The following is a 21,923-nucleotide window of genomic DNA, read 5'->3' as shown; positions in this document are numbered from 1 at the left end:
CCGCGAAGGGACCGTCCGGAGCGCGGGGCGAGACCTGGCCGCACGCGCTTCGCTGAACGCAAGGAGCCGGCGAGAGACCGAGAAGTTCGGGTGTTTCACGTGAAACACCCCGCCACGGCAGAGCAGGGTGGTCGGTGGAGCGGCCCGAGGTCGCGCAGGTCGGGGGTCTCTGGACCGGAGGCAGGTGTGGCCACGGCCGCGCTGGCAACTTCGTGCGAGAGGCCGCGAGGCTGCGGCGGTCGGCTCCGAGTCAAGAGCGAGCCGACGTGGCGAAGGCCGGCAGAGAGAAGCCGACGCGCGGCATGGTGGAAGCGTCTGATCGTGAGCCGTGAGCCGTGAGCCGTGAGCCGTGAGCCGTGAGCCGGCGACCAGCGACCAGCGACCAGCGACGACGTACGGCGAACTGCGGCGCGAGCGCGCGGCTGCTATCCACAGTGCGCCGAGATGTCGCGCTATCCACTGTTTCACGTGAAACGGGCGTTGGCGCGCCCGAAGTGTCGGAGCGACAACGTAGGCTTGGCACGACACTCTGGAGGACTCTTCGTGCCGATCTCTGACTCCCTCTCCGACGAGGAACGCAAGGCCGCACAGCTCGGAGCAGTGCCCGACTTCGGCGCGGATACTCCCCTTGCGGCACAGCTAGCGCTCGACACCAAGCGAACCATCACGCTTGCGAACGCAGCATTCGATCGGCCGTTGCAGACCCGCGTCCTGACGGTGGCCAACCAGAAGGGTGGCGTCGGGAAGACCACGACGGCAGTCAACATCGCCGCCGCGATGGCTCGAGGCGGGCTTCACGTGCTCGTGATCGACAACGATCCGCAGGGCAACGCGTCCACGGCCCTTGGCGTCGAGCACGGTGCTGGTGCTCCCTCGACGTACGACGTCTTGATCGGAGCCTCCACGTTCGCCGAGGTCGTTCAGCCCTCCGCGTTCGATCCGAAGCTGATCTGCGCGCCGGCCACGATCGATCTGTCGGGCGCCGAGATCGAGCTCGTGTCGATTGATTCACGTGAAACACGACTTCGGCACGCGCTGCGCGACTACCTGGTCCATCGGGGCCAGCAGGGTCTTCCGCGTCTGGACTACGTCCTGATCGACTGCCCGCCGAGCCTCGGCCTTCTCACCGTCAATGCCTTCACCGCTGCCGGCGAGGTCCTCATCCCGATCCAGTGCGAGTACTACGCACTTGAAGGTCTGAGCCAGCTCCTCAAGAACATCGAGCTGATCCAGGCGCACCTCAACCCCCGCCTCGCGGTGTCGACGATCCTGCTCACCATGAGCGACACCCGCACCAACCTGGCGCGAGAGGTCGCCCAGGAAGTCCGGGACCACTTCCCGGAGCAGACGCTCCGAACGGTCATTCCGCGGTCGATCCGCATCTCCGAGGCACCCAGCTACGGCCAGACCGTCATCGAGTACGACCCCGCGTCCTCCGGGGCCCTCGCGTACGCCGAGGCCGCACGAGAGATCGCCAAGCGGGGAGCGGCAACCACGTCGAACGAGGGAGAGCAGCAGTGAGCGAGAAGCGACGGACCGGGCTGGGCAAGGGGCTTGCCGCCCTCATCCCGCAGACGCCTGGTGCCAGCCGTCCCGTCGACGTGTTCTTCCCCGAGGGCGACACCGTGGCGGACGAGCGGCCGGCCGCGGAGCTCCGCGAGGCCGTCGACACCGAGGACGGTCGGCTCGCCGACACTCATCGCGAGCACCTGGACCCCCACGACGGGGGTGCGTCTTCCCAGGTCAACAGCCGTGACGGGAACGCCAGTACGGACCTGGTCGCTGTTCCGGCGCGGTACGAGGAGGTCCCGCTCGATACCGTCGTCCCGAACCCGAACCAGCCGCGGACCGTCTTCGACGAGGACGACCTCGCCGAGCTGGCCGCCTCGATCCGCGAGGTCGGCGTGCTCCAGCCGATCGTCGTTCGACCCGTGGGCGAGACGTACGAGATCGTCATGGGCGAGCGACGCTGGCGCGCATCTCAGCTCGCCGGCCAGGCCACCGTGCCAGCGATCATCCGGGAGACAGCCGACACGGACCTCCTGCGTGACGCGCTCCTCGAGAACCTGCACCGAGCCCAGCTCAACCCGCTGGAGGAGGCCTCCGCATACCAGCAGCTCCTCGACGACTTCGGCTGCACGCACGAGGAGCTGGCCGCCCGCATCGCCCGCTCTCGGCCGCAGATCTCCAACACCCTGCGGCTGCTCCGCCTACCCGCCGGCGTGCAGCGGCGGGTCGCGGCCGGCGTGCTCTCCGCCGGGCACGCCCGGGCCCTGCTCGGTCTCAGCGACCAGGCCTCGATGGAGCGACTCGCCCAGCGGATCGTTGCCGAGGGCCTCTCGGTCCGGGCCACCGAGGAGATCGTCGCCCTGGGTGATGACGAGCCTCTCCGACCGGAGCTCCGCCGACGCCGCCGCACCGGCGAGAACGACGCCGCGATGCAGGACCTCGGACGTCGACTCTCCGACCGCTGGGACACCCAGGTCAAGGTGGCGCTCGGCCAGCGCAAGGGCCGGATCCAGATCGACTTCGCCAACCTCGAGGACCTCGACCGCATCCTCGACGCCCTGGCTCCCGGGGAGCACGCCGCCGAATCCTAGAGCGAGGACCGGGTCCGGGTCAGCGGACCCGGACCCAGCTCGCGGTCGGACGGCAGGTCGGTCGGCGCGCGGGCAGGACGGACGGTGAGGCGGCCGGCGGTCGGGCAGCCGACGCTCGGACGTCGGCCGCCCGGGTCCGGGCGACCTCGGCTCAGCTCTCAGCCGTCCGCGCGACCCGGCTCGCGCCGGACAGGGCGCGAGCTACGCCCAGACGATCGCGCCCGGCACGCGGCTCTCCGCCGCGCGCCGGGCCTCCTCGACGGTCGGGTAGCCGGCGGAGTCCGGCCAGGTCGGGGTCGACGTCTCGCCCGCGTGGCGGAAGCGGACGTAGTAGAGAAGGCCCGGGGCGTCAGGCTGCCGCGGACGGTCGTCCGGCCCGGCCACGCCGTCGGCGCGATCCAGCTCGAACCAGAAGTCGTGATCCAGGCCGACGATGTCGACGGGGAGCTCCCGGACACCGTCGTACGTCCAGCGGCCTCGCGCGACGATCAGCACCAGAGGACCTCGCCCACGACCCACCACGACCCGCCACAGCCCGCCTACGACTCGCGGGCCGCCGCGTGCTCCGCCAGCGTCCGGTACAGCTCCGGCAGGTCCCAGCCCGCGGCCTCGGCCGCCAGCGGGAACAGCGACGTCTCCGTCATCCCGGGCACCGAGTCCGTCTCGAGGTACCAGCACGTGCCATCGGCGTCGACGATGAGGTCCGTCCGCGACAGGTCGCGCAGCCCGAGCACCCGGTGCGCCGTCACGGCCACCGCCTGCGCCGCCTCCGTCACCTCGGCCGACACGCGCGCCGGCACGAAGAACTCCGTCCGGCCGGTGTTGTAGCGCGCGTCGTAGTCGTAGGCGCCGTCGTCGACGACGATCTCGACGGGCGGCAGCGCCCGCGGCCCGTCCCCGAGGTCGACGACGGACACGGCCAGCTCGACGCCGGTCACGGCCTGCTCGATGAGCGCGACCTCGCCGTAGGAGAAGCACGACACCATCGCCTGGGGCAGCGCGTCGGCCGACTGCACGACGGTGACGCCGAGCGCCGACCCGCCCTTCGCCGGCTTGACCACGAGCGGGAGCCCGAGCCGCGCCACGACACGCTCCAGCACCGCGCGGGCGCCCACCTCGCGGAAGACGGCCTGCGGCAGCGTCGCCGATGCGGGCGTCGCGACCCCGGCCCGGCCGAGGATCGTCTTCGACGTCGGCTTGCTCCACGTGATGCGCGCGCCCGCGGACGTGGTCCCGACGGCGGGCACGCCGAGCAGCTCCAGCAGGTCGCGGATCGAGCCGTCCTCGCCCGTGGAGCCGTGCAGCAGCGGCCAGACCACGTCGGGCCGAAGCTCGTCGATGACGGTGAGCAGCTCGCTGTCGACGTCGTGCACGTGCGCGCCGACCCCGGCGTCCCGCAGCGCGTCGGCGACGCGGGCTCCGGAGCGCAGCGACACGTCCCGCTCGTGCGAGAGGCCGCCGGCCAGGACGAGGACGTCGAGCGAGGGGCGAGCCTCGGCGATAGGGGCGTTCACAGCAGCTCTCCTTGAGCGACGATCGTCATGTCGGACGGTAACCGGCTCAGACCGTGGCCGGTCCGGGACCCTCGGCGCGCGCGCCCACGTCGGCGCTACCACCGCTCGGTCGTCCCGTCCCGAACAGCCCGACCAGCTCGGCCTCGGCGTTGACGACGCCGGCGAGCCGCCGGACGCCCTCGACGATCCGCGATGGCGTCGGGTAGCAGTACGACAGGCGCAGGTACTCCGACCCCGACCCGTCGGCGTAGAACGCGGTCCCGGGCACGTAGGCCACGAGCGCCGTCACCGCGCGGGGCAGCATCTCGCGGGCGTCGAGCCCCTCGGGAAGCCTCACCCAGACGTAGAACCCGCCGTCCGGCACGGTCCAGGTGCACGACGGCAGGTACTCCGTGAGCGCGCCGATCATCGCGTCGCGCCGCTCGGCGTACATCCGCCGGTACTCCTTGACCTGCGCCTGCCAGTCGAACTGGGACAGGTACGTCGAGATCGCGAGCTGCGCCGCGTTCGACGGGCACAGGATCGCCGACTCCGACGCGAGCACGAGCTTCTCCCGCACCGCGTGCGGCGCGAGCGCCCAGCCGATCCGGTACCCCGGCGCGAACGTCTTCGAGAACGACCCGAGGTACACGACGTCGTCGGGGGCCATCGAGGCCATCGCCGGCAGCGGCTCGCCGTCGAAGCCGAGCAGCCCGTACGGGTTGTCCTCGAGGATGAGGACGCCGTGGCGTCGCGCGATCTCGATGATCCGCGGACGCCGCTCCAGCGTCAGCGTGACGCCGCCCGGGTTGTGGAAGTTGGGCACCGTGTAGAGGAACTTCGCCCGGCGCCCCTGCTCGGCGAGCGACGTCAGCACGCGGTCGAGCTCCTCGGGCACGAGACCGTGCTCGTCCATCGCCACGTGCACGACCTCGGCCTCGTAGGCGCGGAAGACGCCGAGCGCGCCGACGTAGGAGGGCGCCTCGGCCACGACGATGTCGCCGGGGTCGAGGAAGATCCGCGAGACGAGGTCGAGCGCCTGCTGCGAGCCGGTCGTCACGACGACGTCGTCCGGGTGCGCGTTGATCCCCTCCATCGCCATCACCTGCGTGATCTGGTCGCGCAGCTCCGGCTCACCCTGCCCGGACCCGTACTGGAGGGCGCGCGTCCCGCGCTCGCGCAGCAGGTCGGCCACGGCATCGGCGTAGTCCGCCATCGGGAGGTCGGCGATGTTGGGCATCCCCCCGGCGAGCGAGACCACCTCGGGCCGGTTCGCGACCGCGAACAGCGCACGGATCTCCGAGGCCTTCATCCCGCGCGTGCGGGCCGAGTACGACCCGAACCAGGGGTCGAGGCGCGTGCCGGCAGCAGCCGCACCCGTGCCGGTCGACTCGGTCTCGGTGGGTGTGGGGTGCTCGGTGCTCACGGAAGGCTCCCGGTGGGTGGTCGGATGGAGGGTTCGGACGCGGGGGTCCGGGACGGAGATCGACGACGGCGACGGCGCGGTGCCGCCGGGGTCGTCGATCTCAGGCGGCGGCGTGGGCCAGCAGGGCGGCGCGGATGTCGGCCTTGGGACGCGGCCCGATCATCTCGGCGACGATCTCGCCGTCGCGCACGATGAGGAGGGTCGGGACCGAGGTGATCTCGAGGTCGTCGGCGATGCCCGGGGCGTCCTCGGCGTTCACCCGGACCACCTTGACGGCGTCCCCGAGCTCCGCGGCCAGCTCGGCCACGATCGTGTCGACGCCGCGGCACTGGCGTGCAAAGGGTGCCCAGACGTCGACGAGGACGATGCCCTCCGCGCGGAGGACCTCCTCCTCGAAGGACTCGTCCGTCACGTCACAGATCGTGCTCACATCCGGCTCCGTAGGTCGCGTTCCTGGGAAGCTCCGGCTCGGCTAGGAGTCCCACGCCGGGCAAGACTACGCCTCTCGGGTGGGGACGACGGTCCGGGCGGCTCGGCTCGGCGTGCCGCCCGGCCTCGACGGAGGCCGGGCGGAAGCTGCGTGATCGCCGCGCGAGGGGGTCGCACGCGGGGCTACAGGACGGCCTCGACCTCGCGGACCTCCTCGGCGGCGGCCTCCGGGTGACCCTGGGTCGCGGCGTCGTCGAGCGCCGCGAGGTACCGCTCGGCGTCCAGCGCGGCGGCGCAGCCCGTGCCGGCGGCCGTGATGGCCTGGCGGTACAGGTGGTCAACGACGTCGCCGGCCGCGAACACGCCCGGCAGGTTCGTCGCCGTCGTGGGGTGCTCGACGATGACGTAGCCGGCGTCGTCGAGGTCGATCTGGCCCTTGAGGAGCTCGGTGCGCGGCAGGTGGCCGATCGCGACGAACAGCCCCGTCGCCGGCAGCTCGCGCTCCTCGCCGGTCCGGACGTCCCGCAGCGTGACGCCGGTGACCTTGTCCTCGCCGTGGATCGCGGCGACCTCGCTGTACCAGGCGAAGGAGATCTTCGGGTCGGCGGTCGCGCGGTCGACCATGATCTTCGACGCGCGCAGCTCGCCGCGGCGGTGCACGACGGTGACCGAGCGCGCGAACCGGGTGAGGAAGGTCGCCTCCTCCATGGCCGAGTCGCCGCCGCCGACCACGACGATGTCCTGGTCGCGGAAGAAGAACCCGTCGCACGTGGCGCACCACGAGACCCCGCGGCCCGACAGGCGCTTCTCGTCGGGCAGCCCGAGCTCCTTGTACGCGGAGCCGGTGGCCAGGATGACGGAGCGCGCCTGGACGGTCTCGCCCTCGGCCGTCGTGATCGTCTTGACGGGGCCGTGCAGCTCGACGCTCTCGACGTCCTCGTACCGGATGTCGGCACCGAACCGGCCGGCCTGCTCCGCCATGTGCTCCATGAGGTCGGGGCCCATGACGCCCGTCGGGAAGCCCGGGAAGTTCTCGACCTCGGTGGTGTTCATGAGCGCGCCGCCGGCCGTGATCGAGCCAGCGAACACGACGGGGGCGAGCCCGGCGCGCGCCGCGTAGATCGCGGCGGTGTAGCCCGAGGGTCCCGAACCGACGATGACGACGTCCTGGACGGTTGGCTCTGCCATGGGGCTCTCCTGGGTGAGGGAAGGTCGGGGACCTGTCGAAGTGGTCTAGTGGCGAGAACGAGGGTCAGACCGGGAACATTCCCGGGCCACCGAGCGGGTCGGCCAGGAGGCCGGCGACGTCCGCCGGACCGGGCAGCGCCGCGGCGTCCGCCGGCTGCTCGCCCTCGGCGGGCTGCTCTCCCTCGGTGCCGTCGCCGGCGCCGTCACCCGTGCCGTCGCCGGTGTCGCCGGAGCCGTCGCCCGTCTCGGTGGTCGCGGGAGTCGGCGTCGACGACGGGGTCGACGCCGGGTCGTCGTCCCCGCGCAGCGGCGCGAGGAGCGAGTTGATCGCGAGGTAGGCGACGTACAGGACGCCGGCCAGCACGAGGACGAGGACGATCGGCGTCGCGTTGATGGTGCCCCAGGTCCGCGTCCGGCCCGTCGGGACCTCGTACGCCTCGGCGTCGCGGCCGGTCTGCGGCCGCGCGGGACGCGCCGGGCCGGCGGGACGCGCGGCGGTCGCTCGCGCCGGGACGGGGCGGGTGCCCGTCGGCGCCCACGTCGGTGACGCCGAGGCGCGCGGCTCCGGCTCCGCGTCGTAGGCCTCCAGGTCGTAGCCGTCCGACTCGTCGAGGTACTCCGGCTCGCCCGGGTAGGGCTCCTGGGCCGCCAGCGCCGCGGCCTCCGCCTCGGCCGCCTCGCGCTCGGCTCGCGCGGCCTCCGCCTCGGCGAGCCGGGCCTCGGCCAGCTCGGCCTGGGCGGCCGCGCGCTCGGCGTCGGCGATCCGACGCCGTTCCGCCTGCTCGGCCGCCTCGACCCGACGCGCCTCGCGGGCGGCGTCGAACAGCTCGCGGCGGCCGGCCCACCACGCGGCCAGGGCCGCGATGCCGGCCTCGGACCGGTGACGGGCGAGACCCGCGCCGTCGGGCGGGCTGGCCGACACGCTCGGGTCGTCGGCCTCGGTGTACGGGCCGTGCTGCTCCGGGTCGACGACGACGCCGAAGTCCGGCGCCTCCTCGAACGACTCCGGGACGGGCAGGCGCCACGACGAGGAGTCGCGGACGGGCGCCGGTGGTCCCTCGAGCTCGACCGGCGGGGAGACCTGCTCCGCGGGGACGATCGCGTCGAGCCGGCGCAGGAACCCGCGCACCCCGGCGACCGCCCCGGCGAGGGACGTCGCGGAGGTGGTCCCCGCGTCGTCGGCCCCGGCCTCGGCCTCGTCGCCAGTTCCGCCGGTCGTCGCGCTCGCACCGGCCTCGGCCTCGTCGGGCAGGCTCACGGGCGGCAGCGCGAGGTCGGTCGACGCGACGGCCTCGCCACCCGTCAGGGCGGCTGCCTCGACGAGCTCGGCCTCGATCGCCCGGTCCTCGGCCAGCTCGTCCTCGGCCAGCTCGTCGGCCCCGGCCGCCTCGTCGTGCTCGGCCGCCTCGTCGTCGGTGTCGAACCGGTCCTGCGCCGCGTCCTCGTCGGTCACCCCGTCCGCGGTCACCCCGTCGTCGTCCGCGTCGTGATCCGCCGCGGCACCGGTGGCGTCCCCGGCCGTCCGCTCGATCGGCGCGAGCAGCGCCGGGTCCGGGGTGACGCGCAGCGCGCCCGGCGCGGGCGGGACGGGGGTCCGCGTGTCGGAGGTGAGGTGGTCGAGCACGTGCTCGAGCGGGGGGACCGCGTGCCACGGGGCGAACGCCACGACGACGTTCGACGACGTGCGCAGGTCGCGCTCGGCCTCGGGTGGCACGGGCTCGCCGGACATGAGCGGGTAGAGCGCGACGACGGCGTCCGCGTCGGCCTGGCTCGCGGCGGAGGAGGACATCGACGTGCCGGACGCCGCAGCCGCGATGCCGACGCCGGTGACGCGGATGCCGCCGTCGTCGGCCAGCGCGATGAACTCGGGGGCGAGCGCGAGGTGGTGGACGCCGCGGCGGCGAGCCGCCTCGAGCGCGCTCGCGACCTCGCCGACGATCGAGCGGGCGACGGGCTCGCTCAGCTCGCCGGCCGCGAGGACGTCGGCGAGCGTCGTGGTCGGGGCGGGCTCGAGCACGACGTACCCGGCGCCCGCGTGCTCGCCGACGCGCAGCACCCGCGGGATGCGCGGGTCGGAGACGAGAGCCGTGCGGCGCGCGCCGTCGAGGATGTCCTCGCCGAGGGGGCCGCCGACGGACAGGATGTCGACGTCGCGCTCGAGGATGGTGTCGCGGCCGCGCCAGGCGCGCACGCCGGACATCGAGCTGGGCAGGGGGTCCTCGACGAGGAACCTGTCGGCCAGCAGCATGCCGCTGGTCACGGTGTCATCGAGCACCCAGGTCTCTCCCGTCAGGTTCTGCGCCGCGCCCCCGCGACCAGCCTCCATCGTACGCAGCCGACCCGTCACGGGTCGCAGGAGACGTGTGAGGATCCCGCGAAGACGGTTGGTCGCAACGGTGATCTCGTTGACCTTGAGCCAGTGCGCGAGGCCGAGGTAGACCGCGGCAACGAGACCGCCTCCGACGACGGTCTCCACCAGCGCCATGAGCAGACCGCCGGGCAGGAAGCCGCGCAGCAGCGTCGTGACGATGAACCCGACGAGGAGGGCGGGGACGGCCGCGACCCCGAGCCGGAAGTAGGTGCTGAAGACGCGGCTGCCGTCGAGATGGACGAGCCGGCGGCGCAGCCCGAGGTACCCGACCAAACCGCCGATCGTGTACGACGCGGCCATCGCGAGGCAGGCCCCGAACACCCAGCCGTTCGGGCGGGTGCCGAACCGGGCCACGAGCGCGCCGACCACGACGATCGCCGCCATCGGCACCTGGATCCAGAACGGCGTCCGCGCGTCCTGGTAGGCGAAGTAGACCCGCTGGACGACGCTCCACAGCGCGAGACCGGGAATGCCGAGCGCCAGCGCCATGACGAGGCCGGCGATCTGGTCGACCGCGGCCGGCTTCTGGTGGCCGAGGGTGACGATCTCGGCGACGGGGTAGGCGAGCGCGAGCAGCGCCGTCGTCGCGAGCACCGTGAAGACGCCGACGGAGCGCACCGAGAGCGACATGGTCGCGCGCACGGCGGCGCGGTCGCGGCTCGCGGCGTGCTCGGACAGTCGGGTGAACATGGCCGTGACCAGGGAGACCACGACGAGCGACTGCGGCAGCATGAAGATCGTGAACGCCAGCCCGTAGGCGTAGACGCCCGCATACGGGATCTTGTCCAGGTCGGACTGGGCGCTCGCGGCCGCCGCGACGTTCGTGATGGCGAGCACGCCGACCTGGCCGACGAGCAGGGCCCCGAAGGTCCAGCCACCCATCGTCCCGGCGCTGCGCAGCCCCTTGAGCCCCCACGCCGGGCGGTAGCGGAAGCCCGAGCGCCACAGCGGGACGAGCAGGATGAGCGCCTGGAGGGCGACGCCGAGCGTGGCCGTGACCCCGAGCAGGAGGATCCGGTCGCGGCCGAAGTCCGCCGGGCTGAGGATCGGCGTCGGCATCGCGCCGAAGATCCGCAGGTAGACGAACAGGCCGGCGAGCGCGACGACGTTGTTGAGGACCGGCGCCCACATGTACGGACCGAACACGTTCTTCGCGTTGAGCACCTGCCCGAGCAGCGTGTACAGCCCGTAGAAGAACACCTGGGGGATGCACCAGTACGCGAAGGCGTAGGCGATCGGCAGCCAGCCGGCGCCGAGCCGGCTCCCGTACATGAGGATGAGCAGCGGCGCCGCGACCGTGAGGACCACCGTGATCGCGAGCAGGCCCGAGCCGCCGACGGTGAGCAGGCGGTTGGTGTAGTCGCGTCCGCCGTCCTTCTCCTTCGCCGCGCGGACGAGCTGCGGCACGAGCACGGCGTTGATGACGCCGCCGGCGATGAGCATGTAGATCGTGTTGGGCAGGTTGTTCGCGAGCGCGAACGAGTCGGTCGCGCCACCCGCGACGCCGAGCGCGACGCCGATGACGGCGGCCCGGACGAAGCCGAGCAGGCGCGAGACGAGCGTCCCGGAGAACATGACGGCGACGGCGCCGCCGAGGCCGCGTCTCGCGGGCGTGGCCGGGTTCGACGTCGCCGACGCCGATGCTGTCGGCGCCGAGGCGTCGGGCGTGGGTCCGGTGGGTGAGCTCACGGGGTTCCCTCCAGCTCCGGGGCCAGCTCGGGATCGGCCGGGTCGGGCGCGTCCGGGGCCACGCCGTCGGCGTTGCGCCGCCCGCGCCGCACGGCGCGGACGAGCCCGACGACGAGCAGGATCCCGAGCGCCGCCGCCGCCGTCCCGACGAAGGCGCCCTCCCACTCGGCGCGCACCTGGACGTCGAACGCGGCGGCGGAGCCGAGCACCGCGCCGCCCGGGCTGCTGACGGTGACGTCCACCCGCGTGCTGCCGTTCGCGATCGCCTCGACGGGGATGCGCACCGACTGGGACATGCCGGGCTCGAGCTGGACGTCCTCGATCGGGTCGACGCGCAGCAGGAGCTGCTCCGGCCGGACCTCGATCCGGGCCGTCACGGGCACCGCGAGGGCGTTGGTCACGGTGACGGGGATGGCGCCGTCGTTCGCGGCGAGGTTGACCCCGCTCGGCACGGTGACGGTCACGGCGTTCGCGACGGAGGCGAGCTCGCCGGCCACGGCCTCCGTCACGGCCGAGCCGTCCTGACCGGCCAGCCGCCAGGCCGTGGAGCCGGTGAGCGTGAGCACGGGGCCGAGCCCCTCCAACCCGGTCCCGTCGGGGAAGGCGCTCGCGAGCGACGCCGCCTCGGCCGCCAGCGCGTCGGCCGCCGCGAGGACGTCCTCGCGGCGGTGCGAGACGGGGTCGTCGTCGGAGAGCACGCCGGACGTCACGAGGCTCGCGGCGTCGACGGTCGCGGTCGCCGGCTGCGCGAGCAGGGCGGGCACGTCGGTGAGCGTCACCCACGGCGCGGAGCCGAGCGCCGCGAGGTGCTGGGTGAGGGCCGTGAGGGCGTCGTGGTCGAGCCGCGTCGCCTCCGCGCGCGAGACGACGGCGAGCAGGTCGACGGGCTCGGACTGCTCGCGCGCGACGACCGCCGTGTAGCCGAGCGTGAGCTGGCGGGCGAGCACGCGGGGCGCGACGCCGTCGACCAGCGCGCCCGAGACGCCGGCGCCGGCGAGGTCGCCGAGGAGGAGGTCGCCGAGCGTGTCGTCGCCGACGATGGCCGGGACGACGGTGCCGTCGGCGGTGTCCGGTGCCCGGCCGCGGGGCTCGTCGTCGGAGCGGTCCGGGACGAGGACGTCGACGCGCGCGGACGTCGCCGGCTCGAGCAGGCCGTCCATCTCCCGCGGGGCGCCCTCGAGCAGGACGCCGGCCGATCCGATCCCCGAGCCCGTCGCGTCGATCGCCGCCAGGGCCTCGGGTGTGACGTTCGGGCCGGCGGGCCAGGCGAGCACGGTCGTCGCGGCGAGCGGCGCGGCGGCGAAGTCGGCCGTCGTGCGTCCGAGGGCCTGCTCCAGCAGCGATCGACCGGCGTCGCCGGCGAGCGGCAGGACCGCGAGGTCCGCGTCGGCCCAGGGCAGGGCGAGCACCGTGCCGGCCGCCGTGGCGTCCGCCGGCGGCAGCACGCGCGCGAGCAGGGGGTCGAGGGCGACGTCGGCGCCCGTGCCGAGGAGCTCGGTCGCCCGCTCGACGGCGCTCGCGGGTGCCAGCTCCTCCGGCGTCGGGGCCCGCTCGGCGACCACCCCGACGGCGTCGTCCAGCACGCCGGCCAGCTCGGTCGCGTCCGGGGTCGCGGGGACGACGGCCGCGAGCTCGAGCGGGGTCGCCGTGAAGTCGTCGGGGTAGAAGACGCCGGTGGTGCGCGCGAGGCCGCTGACGCCGCCGCTGCTCACCGCGACCTCCAGCCCGCGTGCCCCCCAGTTGTCGAACCGGACGGGGAAGTCGAGGTCGGACATCGGGATCTCGAGGACGAGGGTCGTCGTCGCGCCCGGCGCGAGCGTCGCGGTGACGTTCGAGCGCCACTCGGTGCGCGCCCGCGGCGGCGCGTCGGCGTCGAACCAGCGCAGCAGCGCGGCGCGCGTGCGGGGGACCTCCTGCTGGACGCCGATCGTGACACGCGGGTCGACGATCTCGGCCCCCGTGCGGTTGGTGACGTGGAGGGTCAGCCGGAGGGTGTCCGTCGGCAGCACGATCGCGGGCGACTGGTCGGCGATGACGACCTCGAGCTCCGGGGCGGTGCTGGGGGTCGCCGGGGACGACGCGGAGGCGGACGACGACGGCGTCGGGGACGCGGACGGCGACCCCGTCGTCGCGGTGGTCGACGGGGACGCGGATCCGGCTGCGGCGACCTGCGTCGTCGTCAGTCCGATGAGGAGGCCGGCGATCGCGACGACGAGCCCCGCGCGGCGACCGTTCACGAGGGCCCGACGAGCACGTCCCGGGCCATGGCGACGACGCGGCGCTCGTTGGGGTAGGCCAGGCGGCCGGGCAGGACGTCGAGCGGGATCCACGCCACGTCCTCGGCCTCGTGGTCCGGATCGTTCTCGATGGTGAGCTCACCCCCGACCGCGGCGAGCAGGTAGTGGTGGACGACCTTGTGGACGCGGCGGTCGTGGCCGGCGAACCAGTAGTCGATGGTGGCGAGGTGCCGGATCACCTGGCTGTGGATGCCCGTCTCCTCCGCGACCTCGCGCACCGCCGCCTGCTCCGGCGTCTCGCCGTACTCGAGGTGTCCCTTGGGCAGGCACCACTCGAGGCGGCCGGCGCGGTTGCGCCGGGCGATGACCGCGCACAGCGCGATCCCGTCCACGACGTCGACGACGAGGCCGCCGGCGGAGGTCTCGTCGACGACGGGCAGCATCGACCGCGCGGGGCGCTCCGGAGGGGGCGCCGGGCGTGCCGGGAAGCGACGCCGCGGGGTCGGACGGGACATGGGACCACCATAGGCGAGGGGGGTTCGCCCGCCGGTACGCGCCGCGTTGACGGCGCTGGACTCGTCGCGGGGCCCGTCGTGGGAACCTGGTGACATGCCGAGCACCTCCCGTGACGACCTCGCGCGCGCCCGCGCGGCCTCCGAGCGCACCCCGGCGCACCTCATGCGCACGGCGCTGGACGTGTTCGCCGAGGTGGCCGGTGAGCTGGCGGGTCTCGGCGACGCGTTCGTCGCGGCCGGCCACGAGATCGCGCTCGTCGGCGGGCCCGTCCGCGACGCCTTCCTCGGCCGCGCGATCACCGACCTCGACCTCACGACGTCGGCGCGGCCCGAGGAGAGCGAGCGGATCCTCGCCCGCTGGGGCGACGCCACCTGGGACATCGGCCGCGCCTTCGGGACGATCGGCGCGCGCCGCGGCGACGTCGTCGTCGAGGTCACGACGTACCGCAGCGAGACGTACGACCCCGCCTCGCGCAAGCCCGAGGTGGCCTACGGGGACACGCTCGAGGGCGACCTCGTCCGGCGCGACTTCCGCGTCAACGCCATGGCCGTCCGGCTGCCCGACCTCACGTTCGTCGACCCGTGCGGCGGCCTCGCCGACCTCGCGGAGGGGGTGCTGCGGACGCCGTCGACGCCGGAGCGCTCCTTCACCGACGACCCGCTGCGGATGATGCGGGCGGCGCGGTTCTCGGCGCAGCTCGGGTTCGACGTCGCGCCCGAGGTCATGACGGCGATGAGCGCGCTCGCGGACCGGCTCGCGATCGTCTCGGCCGAGCGGGTCCAGGCCGAGCTGGTCAAGACGCTGCTCGCGCCGAACCCCCGCCGCGGGATCGAGCTGCTGGTGGAGACGGGGCTCGCCGCCGTCGTGCTGCCGGAGCTGCCGGCGATGCAGCTCGAGATCGACGAGCACCACCGGCACAAGGACGTCTACGCGCACTCGCTCACCGTGCTCGACCAGGCGATCGACCTCGAGACGGGTCCGGACGGTCCCGTCCCCGGCCCGGACCTCGTGCTGCGGCTCGCGGCGCTGCTGCACGACATCGGCAAGCCGGCGACGCGGCGCAACGAGCCGGGCGGCCGCGTGTCGTTCCACCACCACGAGATCGTCGGCGCGAAGCTCGCGCGCAAGCGGCTCAAGGCGCTCGCGTTCGACAAGGCGACGGTCTCCGACGTGTCCGAGCTCATCGCGCTGCACCTGCGGTTCCACGGGTACGGCGACGCGGGGTGGACCGACTCGGCCGTGCGTCGCTACGTCACCGACGCGGGACCGCTGCTCGAGCGGCTGCACCGCCTCACCCGCGCCGACTGCACGACGCGCAACCGGCGCAAGGCCGACCGCCTCTCGCACGCCTACGACGACCTGGAGGAGCGGATCGCCGCGCTGGCCGAGGCGGAGTCGCTCGCCGCGCTGCGACCAGCGCTCGACGGCCGGGAGATCATGGCCGTCCTCGGCCTCCGGCCGGGGCCGGAGGTCGGCGAGGCCTACCGCTACCTCATGGAGCTGCGGCTGGACGAGGGCGAGCTGTCCCGGGAGGACGCCGAGGCGCGGCTGCGCGCGTGGTGGGCCGAGCGGGGCTGACCCCGGCTGGGGGCTGGCCGGTCACGGCGAGCTGGTCGGGTCGAGCGGGTCGCGCCGAGCGGGTCGCGCCGAGCGGGTCGCGCCGAGCGGGTCACGCCGACTGGCGCGCCACCAGCGAGCAGTCGACGTACTCGATGCCGCCCGGCACGTCGTCGCCCATGATCGTGCGGACGAGCAGCTCGGCGGCTCGGCGACCGACGGCGCGCAGGTTGAGATCGACGGACGTGATCGAGGGGCGCGCGGCCTCGGCGATGACGGTCCAGTTGTCCATCCCGACGACCCCGACCTGGGCCGGCACCGACACCGAGTGGTCGCGCAGGCACTCCAGGACGCCGCGCGCGATCTGGTCGCTCGCGCAGAACACGCCGTCGAACGGTCCGGCGGCCAGGAGCCGCCCGGCTGCCTCGTAGCCCCACCGCTCCGACCACTCCCCGTAGAGCGCATGCCCTCCGGCGAGCCGTGCGCCGGACCCCTCGAGGGCGGCGAGCGCCCCGGCCACGCGGTGCGCGCTGGCCAGGTGGCGGCTCGGCCCCACGACGACGGCGATCGAGCTGCGCCCCGTGCTCACCAGGTGCTCGACGGCCCGGGTGGCTCCCCCGGCGTCGTCCGGCACGACGGAGATGTCGTTCGGGTCGGTCGACGGTGAGAGCGCGTAGACGGTCGGGACGTCGATGAGCGACGTGAGCGAGGCCCTGGCGTCGCTGGAGCGTCCCGTCACGATGATCCCGTCGACCTTGCGGCTGCGCAGCGTCTGGACGTAGTGGCGCTCGCGGATGGGGTCGCCGCGGCTCTCCGCCAGCAGCATCGCGATCTCACCCGCCCCGAAGGTGTCCTCCGCCCCGGTGAGGATCGGGATGGTGAAGCGTCCGTAGGAGTCCGTCGAGAGCACCCCGACGATGAGCGACCGACCGCCGGTCAGCGACTCGCTCGTCCCCTGGTCGAACCCGAGGGCGCGCGCGGCGTCCCGGACGCGCTTGCGGGTGGCGGGGCTGAGCTGGCCCCGGCCGTTGAGCGCCTTCGATGCGGTCCCGACCGAGACCCCGGCCGCCTCGGCGACCTGCGTGAGCGTGACTCGACCACGGAGCATGCGTCGTCCCTCCTCTCGCGAGCGATCCCGCGCTGTCGCGTGATCTTGCCGCATTGCGGCAACGAATGTCCAGCGAAGGACTGTTGACCGGCCCGACTTGGTCGGCTAGCCTCCGGAAATGATCCGGCAAAGTTGCCGTGTCATTTTCCGATCGGAAGGAACGACCATGGCGTCACCCACATCCCGGCGGGTCATCGCAGCTCTCGCGGCTGGACTGCTCCTCTCGGGTCCGCTCGCGGCCTGCTCGAGCGGATCCGACGGCTCGAGCGGATCGACCGGCTCGGGCACCTCGGACGGCGGATCGGGCGGGGAGGTCACCCTGACGGTCTGGGCGCGGGACGGTGACAACTCGATGGAGGACCAGCTCGACGCGTTCGAGAAGGCGCACCCGGGGATCAAGGTTGAGCTGTCGCTCGTGAGCAACGACCAGTACCTGACGAAGTTCGCCAACTCGATCCGGGCCGGCAGCGTGCCCGACCTCATCAACTTCGACATCATCAACGCGCCCCTCCTGGCCACCCAGGGCCAGCTCATGGACATCACGGAGCAGAGCAGGGCGCTGGCGAACTTCGACCAGCTCGCTCCGGCGGGGATCGAGGTCGGCACGATCGACGACGCGATCTACTCCCTGCCCGTCGCGCTGACGGGGTCGCAGATGTTCTGGAACAAGGCGCTGTTCGAGGCGGCCGGTCTCGACCCCGAGACGCCGCCGACGACGCTCGCGGAGGTGAAGGAGTTCGCCGAGAAGATCCAGGCGACGGGCGACGACGTCACCGGCTTCTCCACGATCGGGGGCACCGGCCAGGCCTTCACCGGCTTCCCCTCCGGCTGGGCCGACGGCGCGACGCTCTTCACGGAGCCGGGACCCGACCAGGTCGCGACGTTCGCCGACCCCGCGATGGTCGCCATGGTCGCCTGGTACCAGGACATGTGGAGCTCCGGTCTCATGCAGGTCACGGACGAGCCGAACCAGGACCCCGGCAACGTCGGGTCGCAGAACGCCCTCGCCGGCAAGGTCGGCATCATGTTCACCGGCGCCAACGTCTTCGCCGGCGCCGAGGACCAGTTCGGCTCGGCCCCCGGCATCCCGGGCCACGACGGCACCCTCGCGTCGTTCCTCGGCGGCAACCAGGCGGCCATCCCGCTCGGCTCGAAGCACCCGGAGGAGGCCTGGACGCTCCTCGAGTGGCTCGTCTCCGACGAGGAGGCCGCCCGGATCAACGGCGAGGCCGGCTGGATCGCGCCCGACCTCGCGCTGGCGCAGGAGCTGGCGCAGGACGAGTGGGCCAGCAACCGGGTCGGCTCGCTCGCGGTCGGTGAGCTGCCGGTCTCCATCGCCTACTTCGCCACGATCAACGACCCGAACGGTCCGTGGGCCCAGAACTCCCAGGCCGTGATCTTCCAGGGCGCCGACCCGGAGACCTCGATGACGCAGGCGCAGGAGCAGGCCAACCAGCTGATCCGCGACGCCTACAGCCAGCTGGGCTGACCCGATGGCGATCACCGTTCCGTCGCGGGTCGGCCCGCCGGGCGGGGCGACCGCGCGTGCTCGGAGGGGCGCCCGCCGGCGCTCCTCCGTGCTCGGCTACGCGATGGTCGCGCCCGCCCTGCTCCTGTCGGTCGTCTTCTTCGTCGTGCCGATGGTGCTGCTGGCGGTCATGTCCTTCTACAACTGGCCGCTGCTCGGCGTCGCGCGCCCGATCGGCATCGACAACTACACGCGGGCGTTCCAGGACGAGACCTTCTTCCGCGCCCTGGGGTTCTCCGCGCTGTTCACCGTCGTGCTGGTCCCGCTGTCGATGGCCGTCTCCTACGCGGCAGCCGTCATGGTCCGCGGGACCGGCGCCTTCGTGTCGTTCGTCCGCACGGCGTTCTTCATGCCCGTCGTCATCGGGTTCACGGCGGCCGCGTACATGGCCTCGGTCATGCTCATGTCCGGGACGGGCATCATCAACGTGCTCCTGCGCGCGCTCGGCCTGACGGACGGGCAGACGGCCTGGTTCACCGATGCCGACCGGGCGTTCTGGGCCATCGTCGTCCTGACGATCTGGAAGAGCATGGGCGTGGCGATGATCCTGCTCATGGCCGGGATGCAGGCGGTGCCCGGCGAGGTGACCGACGCGGCGAAGATCGACGGCGCGGGGTGGTGGCGTCGCGAGGGGTCGATCGTCTTCCCGCTCATCCGGCGGCAGTTCGCGCTGTGCCTCGTCCTCGCCCTCTCGGGGACGCTGCTGGTGTTCGACCAGTTCTTCGTCCTCACCAAGGGCGGCCCGAGCGGGGCGACGACCACCGCGGTCATGTACACCTACTCGCAGTCGTTCGTCCGCTACAACCTCGGCTACGGCGCGGCCCTCTCGCTCATCGTGACGGCGATCATCCTCGTCATCGCCCTCGTCCAGCTCCGCGTGCTGCGCGCCGACCGCGCGGAGGAGGCCCGATGACCGCGACGGCCGCCCCGGCCCTGCGCGGCGCGCGGCGTCAGCTCTCCACCGCGACGTACCTCGTCGTCGGGACGGTCCTCGCCCTGCTGTTCCTCGCGCCGGTCCTCTACATCGCCCTGCGCTCGTTCCTGCCGGCCTCGGCCGACGCCGACGGGGTGGGCTGGGCCTCGCTGCAGTCGCTCACCGCGACGAACTACGAGCGCATCTTCGACCCGTCCGTCGGCATCTCGACGTACGTCCGCAACTCCTTCGTCGTCGCGATCAGCGTCGCCCTGCTCGCCGGGCTGGTGTCGGTGCTGGCCGGATACGCGCTCTCGCGCATCCGGTTCCGGTTCTCCGGCGCGATCTTCGTCCTGCTGCTGTGCCCGCTCGTCGTCCCCTACCAGGGCCTGCTGACGCCGCTGTCGATCGTGCTCGGCAGGCTCGGCCTGCTCGACTCCCTCCTCGGCGTCGTGCTCGTGCTCGTGACGCTCCAGCTCCCGTTCTCCGTGTTCGTCATGCGCAACACGCTCGACGGGATCCCGCCGGAGCTGGAGGAGGCCGCGGCCCTCGACGGTGCGGGGACGGCGCGCATGCTCCGGGCGATCATGGTCCCGCTCGCGTGGCCCGGCGTCGTCACCGTCTGCCTGTTCGGCTTCATGGCGGGCTGGAACGACCTCCTCAGCTCGGTCGTGTTCCTGTCCAGCGACGGCAGCTACACGCTCCCGCTCGCGCTCACCAACATCACCACGTCGTTCAAGATCCCGGGCGTCCAGATCGTCGATCCCGGGCTGCTCACCGCCACCGCGTGCGTGGCGACCGTCCCCGTCGTGCTCATCTTCCTCGCGCTCCAGCGCTACTACACCAAGGGCCTCATCGGAGGCTCGATCAAGTGAGGGTCATCATGGACAACACCGATCAGCTGCCAACCCCGGCCGAGCCCGCGGCCGGCGCACCGGTCAGCCGCGCCCCGGCGGCGAGCCTGCTCCCGCTCGGCTCGATCACGCCGACCGGCTGGCTGCTGGACCAGCTCCGCCTCCAGGCCGCCGGCCAGACCGGCCGGCTCGAGGAGATCTGGCCCGACGTCGGCCCGACGAACGCGTGGCGCGGGGGCGTCGGCGGTGAGGACTGGGAGCGGGGACCGTACTACCTCGACGGCCTGGTCCCGCTGGCGCACGTGCTCGGCGACGAGGACCTGATCGAGCGCACCCGACCGTGGGTCGAGTGGATCCTGTCCTCCCAGCGCGAGGACGGCTTCTTCGGGCCGCAGACCAACGACGACTGGTGGCCGCGGATGGTGGCGCTCAAGGTGCTCACGCAGCACGCCGAGGCGACCGGCGACGAGCGCGTCGTGCCCTTCCTGCAGCGGTACTTCCGCCACCAGCTCGAGCACCTGCCGGGACGGCCCCTGCGGTCGTGGGGTCGTGCCCGCGGGGCGGACAACACGCTGTCGGTGTGGTGGCTGCACCACCGGACGGGGGAGGCGTGGCTGCTCGACCTCGTCTCGCTCATCGACTCCCAGACCATCGCGTGGGACGACTACCTCGGTGGCGACCTCATCACCGGGGCCGCGCGGGTGTTCTCCCACCGCACGCACGGCCCGAACGTCGCGATGGGCCTGAAGAAGGGCGCGGTCGACTGGATCCTCGACGGCGACGACGCCCACCGCGGGCGGACCGAGCGCTCCTTCGCCAACCTCGATCGCTGGCACGGCCAGGCGCACGGCTGGTTCTCGGGCGACGAGTGGCTCGGCGGACGGGAGGCGACGGCGGGCATTGAGACCTGCCAGGTCGTCGAGATGATGTTCACCTGCGAGGTCATGGCGGCCACGTACGCCGACGGGGTCCACGGCGACCGGCTGGAGTCGCTCGCCTACAACCTGCTCCCCGCGTCGAACGACCCCCGGATGCTCGGTCACCAGTACCACCAGCAGGCGACCCAGCTCGAGGTGTCGGTCGCGCGGCGGGACTGGACGTTCTCCTCCGACGACGCCGGCATCTTCGGGCTCGAGCCGCACTTCGGCTGCTGCACGGCGAACCTCCACCAGGGGTGGCCCAAGCTCGTCAGCTCGCTGTGGATGCGCTCGCCCCGGGGGCTGCGGGCGGTCGCCTACGCACCCTCGCGGGTCCGCGCCGAGGTGGGCGGGGCCGAGGTGACGCTCGACGTGCGGACGGCCTACCCGTTCGAGGAGACGATCGAGATCGGGGTCGAGGCTCCCGCCGGCCACGAGTTCGACCTCCTGCTCCGCATCCCGGCGTGGGCCGCCGAGTGGGACCTCAGCGTCGACGGCGAGACCGTGGCGGAGGAGCCGGTCGACGGGTACGTCACGTTGCGCCGCGCCTGGGGCCCGTCGTCGACCGTGCGGCTCGTGCTGCCGATGCGACCGCGCGTCGTGCGACGGGAGCGCCAGGCCGCCGCCGTGCACCTCGGGCCGCTGACGATGGTGCACCCCCTCGGCGAGAACTGGATTCCCGTCCCTGGCGCCCCGGGGCTCGGGGAGTGGGAGATCCACCGCCGCTCGTCCTGGAACGTCGCGCTCGACGACGTCGCGGGCGCCGCCGACTGGCCGGTGCACCGGGCGACGGTCCAGGACGTGCCGTGGGGCCTGACCGGACCTCGGCCGGGCCAGGGGTCGCCCGTCGTCGTCGAGGGCCGCTCGGTGCGGGCGACGGAGTGGCGGGCCACGGGGGTGACGCCCGATCCGCCGCCGCCCAGCCCGCTGCTCGAGCGCGGCGCCGACGGCGATCTGCTGCTCGTCCCCTACGGCGTGGCCCGCCTGCGGGTGACCGAGTTCCCCGTCTGCGGGAGCTGGGCCGATCGCGACGACCCCGACGATCCGCAGTACGCCGACTGACGGCGGCGGGACGGTCCACGCGACCGGTCGAATCG

At 73.2% G+C, this 21,923-nt stretch carries 16 protein-coding genes; 7 read left to right on the top strand and 9 right to left on the bottom strand.

Annotated features, from left to right (window positions below):
* Positions 1-543 precede the first annotated feature (543 nt).
* Together EDD28_RS06200 and EDD28_RS06195 are read left to right on the top strand one after the other, a co-directional pair.
* Positions 544-1,521 carry a ParA family protein gene (locus tag EDD28_RS06200; RefSeq protein ID WP_281272546.1) on the top strand — a complete coding sequence of 326 codons (978 nt, stop codon included), beginning with the start codon at positions 544-546 and terminating at the stop codon, positions 1,519-1,521.
* Positions 1,518-2,600: a ParB/RepB/Spo0J family partition protein gene (locus tag EDD28_RS06195; RefSeq protein WP_123738810.1), complete on the top strand. Its 1,083-nt coding sequence runs from the start codon at positions 1,518-1,520 to the stop codon at positions 2,598-2,600. Before EDD28_RS06200 ends, EDD28_RS06195 begins: the two co-directional genes overlap by 4 nt.
* Positions 2,601-2,801: 201 nt before the next feature.
* Here the strand turns inward: EDD28_RS06195 and EDD28_RS06190 are convergent, their stop codons facing one another.
* The 8 genes from EDD28_RS06190 to EDD28_RS06155 all read right to left on the bottom strand — a co-directional run bounded on the left by EDD28_RS06190 (position 2,802) and on the right by EDD28_RS06155 (position 13,948).
* Positions 2,802-3,095, bottom strand: coding sequence for a hypothetical protein (locus EDD28_RS06190; protein ID WP_170169371.1), 294 nt, complete (start codon positions 3,093-3,095; stop codon positions 2,802-2,804).
* 44 nt (positions 3,096-3,139) lie between these two features.
* On the bottom strand, positions 3,140-4,114 hold the full coding sequence (locus EDD28_RS06185) for a D-alanine--D-alanine ligase family protein (protein WP_170169370.1): 975 nt from the start codon (positions 4,112-4,114) through the stop codon (positions 3,140-3,142).
* A 46-nt stretch (positions 4,115-4,160) separates the two neighbouring features.
* The gene (locus tag EDD28_RS06180) at positions 4,161-5,519 is read right to left on the bottom strand and encodes an aminotransferase-like domain-containing protein (RefSeq protein WP_245967941.1); all 1,359 of its coding nucleotides are present in this window, start codon (positions 5,517-5,519) and stop codon (positions 4,161-4,163) included.
* A gap of 100 nt (positions 5,520-5,619) precedes the next feature.
* Positions 5,620-5,949, bottom strand: a complete 330-nt coding sequence (locus EDD28_RS06175; protein ID WP_123738808.1) for a thioredoxin family protein — start codon at positions 5,947-5,949, stop codon at positions 5,620-5,622.
* Between the two features lie 182 nt (positions 5,950-6,131).
* Entirely contained in the window at positions 6,132-7,136 is a 1,005-nt protein-coding gene (gene trxB / locus EDD28_RS06170; protein WP_123738807.1) for a thioredoxin-disulfide reductase, read from the bottom strand.
* 64 nt (positions 7,137-7,200) lie between these two features.
* Positions 7,201-11,196 carry a lipid II flippase MurJ gene (locus tag EDD28_RS06165; protein ID WP_123738806.1) on the bottom strand — a complete coding sequence of 1,332 codons (3,996 nt, stop codon included), beginning with the start codon at positions 11,194-11,196 and terminating at the stop codon, positions 7,201-7,203.
* Positions 11,193-13,433: a DUF6049 family protein gene (locus EDD28_RS17280; protein WP_170169369.1), complete on the bottom strand. Its 2,241-nt coding sequence runs from the start codon at positions 13,431-13,433 to the stop codon at positions 11,193-11,195. The genes EDD28_RS06165 and EDD28_RS17280 overlap by 4 nt, the downstream gene beginning before the upstream one ends.
* Positions 13,430-13,948 carry an NUDIX hydrolase gene (locus EDD28_RS06155; RefSeq protein WP_123738805.1) on the bottom strand — a complete coding sequence of 173 codons (519 nt, stop codon included), beginning with the start codon at positions 13,946-13,948 and terminating at the stop codon, positions 13,430-13,432. The genes EDD28_RS17280 and EDD28_RS06155 overlap by 4 nt, the downstream gene beginning before the upstream one ends.
* A 94-nt stretch (positions 13,949-14,042) precedes the next feature.
* Between EDD28_RS06155 and EDD28_RS06150 the strand changes: the two genes are divergently transcribed.
* A complete protein-coding gene (locus EDD28_RS06150; protein ID WP_123738804.1) occupies positions 14,043-15,527 on the top strand; it encodes a CCA tRNA nucleotidyltransferase in 1,485 nt (494 codons plus the stop codon).
* Positions 15,528-15,618: 91 nt separating this feature from the next.
* Here EDD28_RS06150 and EDD28_RS06145 read toward each other — a convergent pair whose 3' ends face one another.
* The gene (locus EDD28_RS06145) at positions 15,619-16,614 is read right to left on the bottom strand and encodes a LacI family DNA-binding transcriptional regulator (protein WP_123738803.1); all 996 of its coding nucleotides are present in this window, start codon (positions 16,612-16,614) and stop codon (positions 15,619-15,621) included.
* Between the two features lie 166 nt (positions 16,615-16,780).
* On the opposite strand from EDD28_RS06145, the gene EDD28_RS06135 reads away from it, so the two are divergent.
* Genes EDD28_RS06135 through EDD28_RS06120 form a run of 4 tightly spaced genes read left to right on the top strand, consistent with a single transcriptional unit; the run spans position 16,781 to position 21,888 of the window.
* Positions 16,781-18,103 carry an ABC transporter substrate-binding protein gene (locus EDD28_RS06135; protein WP_170169368.1) on the top strand — a complete coding sequence of 441 codons (1,323 nt, stop codon included), beginning with the start codon at positions 16,781-16,783 and terminating at the stop codon, positions 18,101-18,103.
* Between the two features lie 4 nt (positions 18,104-18,107).
* Positions 18,108-19,055: a carbohydrate ABC transporter permease gene (locus tag EDD28_RS06130; RefSeq protein ID WP_123738800.1), complete on the top strand. Its 948-nt coding sequence runs from the start codon at positions 18,108-18,110 to the stop codon at positions 19,053-19,055.
* Positions 19,052-19,930, top strand: a complete 879-nt coding sequence (locus EDD28_RS06125; protein WP_123738799.1) for a carbohydrate ABC transporter permease — start codon at positions 19,052-19,054, stop codon at positions 19,928-19,930. The genes EDD28_RS06130 and EDD28_RS06125 overlap by 4 nt, the downstream gene beginning before the upstream one ends.
* Positions 19,927-21,888, top strand: a complete 1,962-nt coding sequence (locus tag EDD28_RS06120) for a beta-L-arabinofuranosidase domain-containing protein (protein ID WP_148059563.1) — start codon at positions 19,927-19,929, stop codon at positions 21,886-21,888. The genes EDD28_RS06125 and EDD28_RS06120 overlap by 4 nt, the downstream gene beginning before the upstream one ends.
* The last annotated feature ends 35 nt before the right edge of the window (positions 21,889-21,923 follow it).

It is taken from the genome of Salana multivorans (genome assembly GCF_003751805.1).
Taxonomy (GTDB): Bacteria; Actinomycetota; Actinomycetes; order Actinomycetales; family Beutenbergiaceae; genus Salana; species Salana multivorans.
The sequence above is the reverse complement of the archived record's forward strand: the minus strand, read 5'-3'. Positions and strand labels throughout refer to the sequence as shown.

Coding starts and splice junctions, on each gene's coding strand:
- EDD28_RS06130 (WP_123738800.1), top strand. CDS start 18,108: ATGGCGATCACCGTTCCGTCGCGGGTCGGCCCGCCGGGCGGGGCGACC.
- EDD28_RS06135 (WP_170169368.1), top strand. CDS start 16,781: ATGGCGTCACCCACATCCCGGCGGGTCATCGCAGCTCTCGCGGCTGGA.
- EDD28_RS06125 (WP_123738799.1), top strand. CDS start 19,052: ATGACCGCGACGGCCGCCCCGGCCCTGCGCGGCGCGCGGCGTCAGCTC.
- EDD28_RS06155 (WP_123738805.1), bottom strand. CDS start 13,948: ATGTCCCGTCCGACCCCGCGGCGTCGCTTCCCGGCACGCCCGGCGCCC.
- EDD28_RS06145 (WP_123738803.1), bottom strand. CDS start 16,614: ATGCTCCGTGGTCGAGTCACGCTCACGCAGGTCGCCGAGGCGGCCGGG.
- EDD28_RS06150 (WP_123738804.1), top strand. CDS start 14,043: ATGCCGAGCACCTCCCGTGACGACCTCGCGCGCGCCCGCGCGGCCTCC.
- trxB (WP_123738807.1), bottom strand. CDS start 7,136: ATGGCAGAGCCAACCGTCCAGGACGTCGTCATCGTCGGTTCGGGACCC.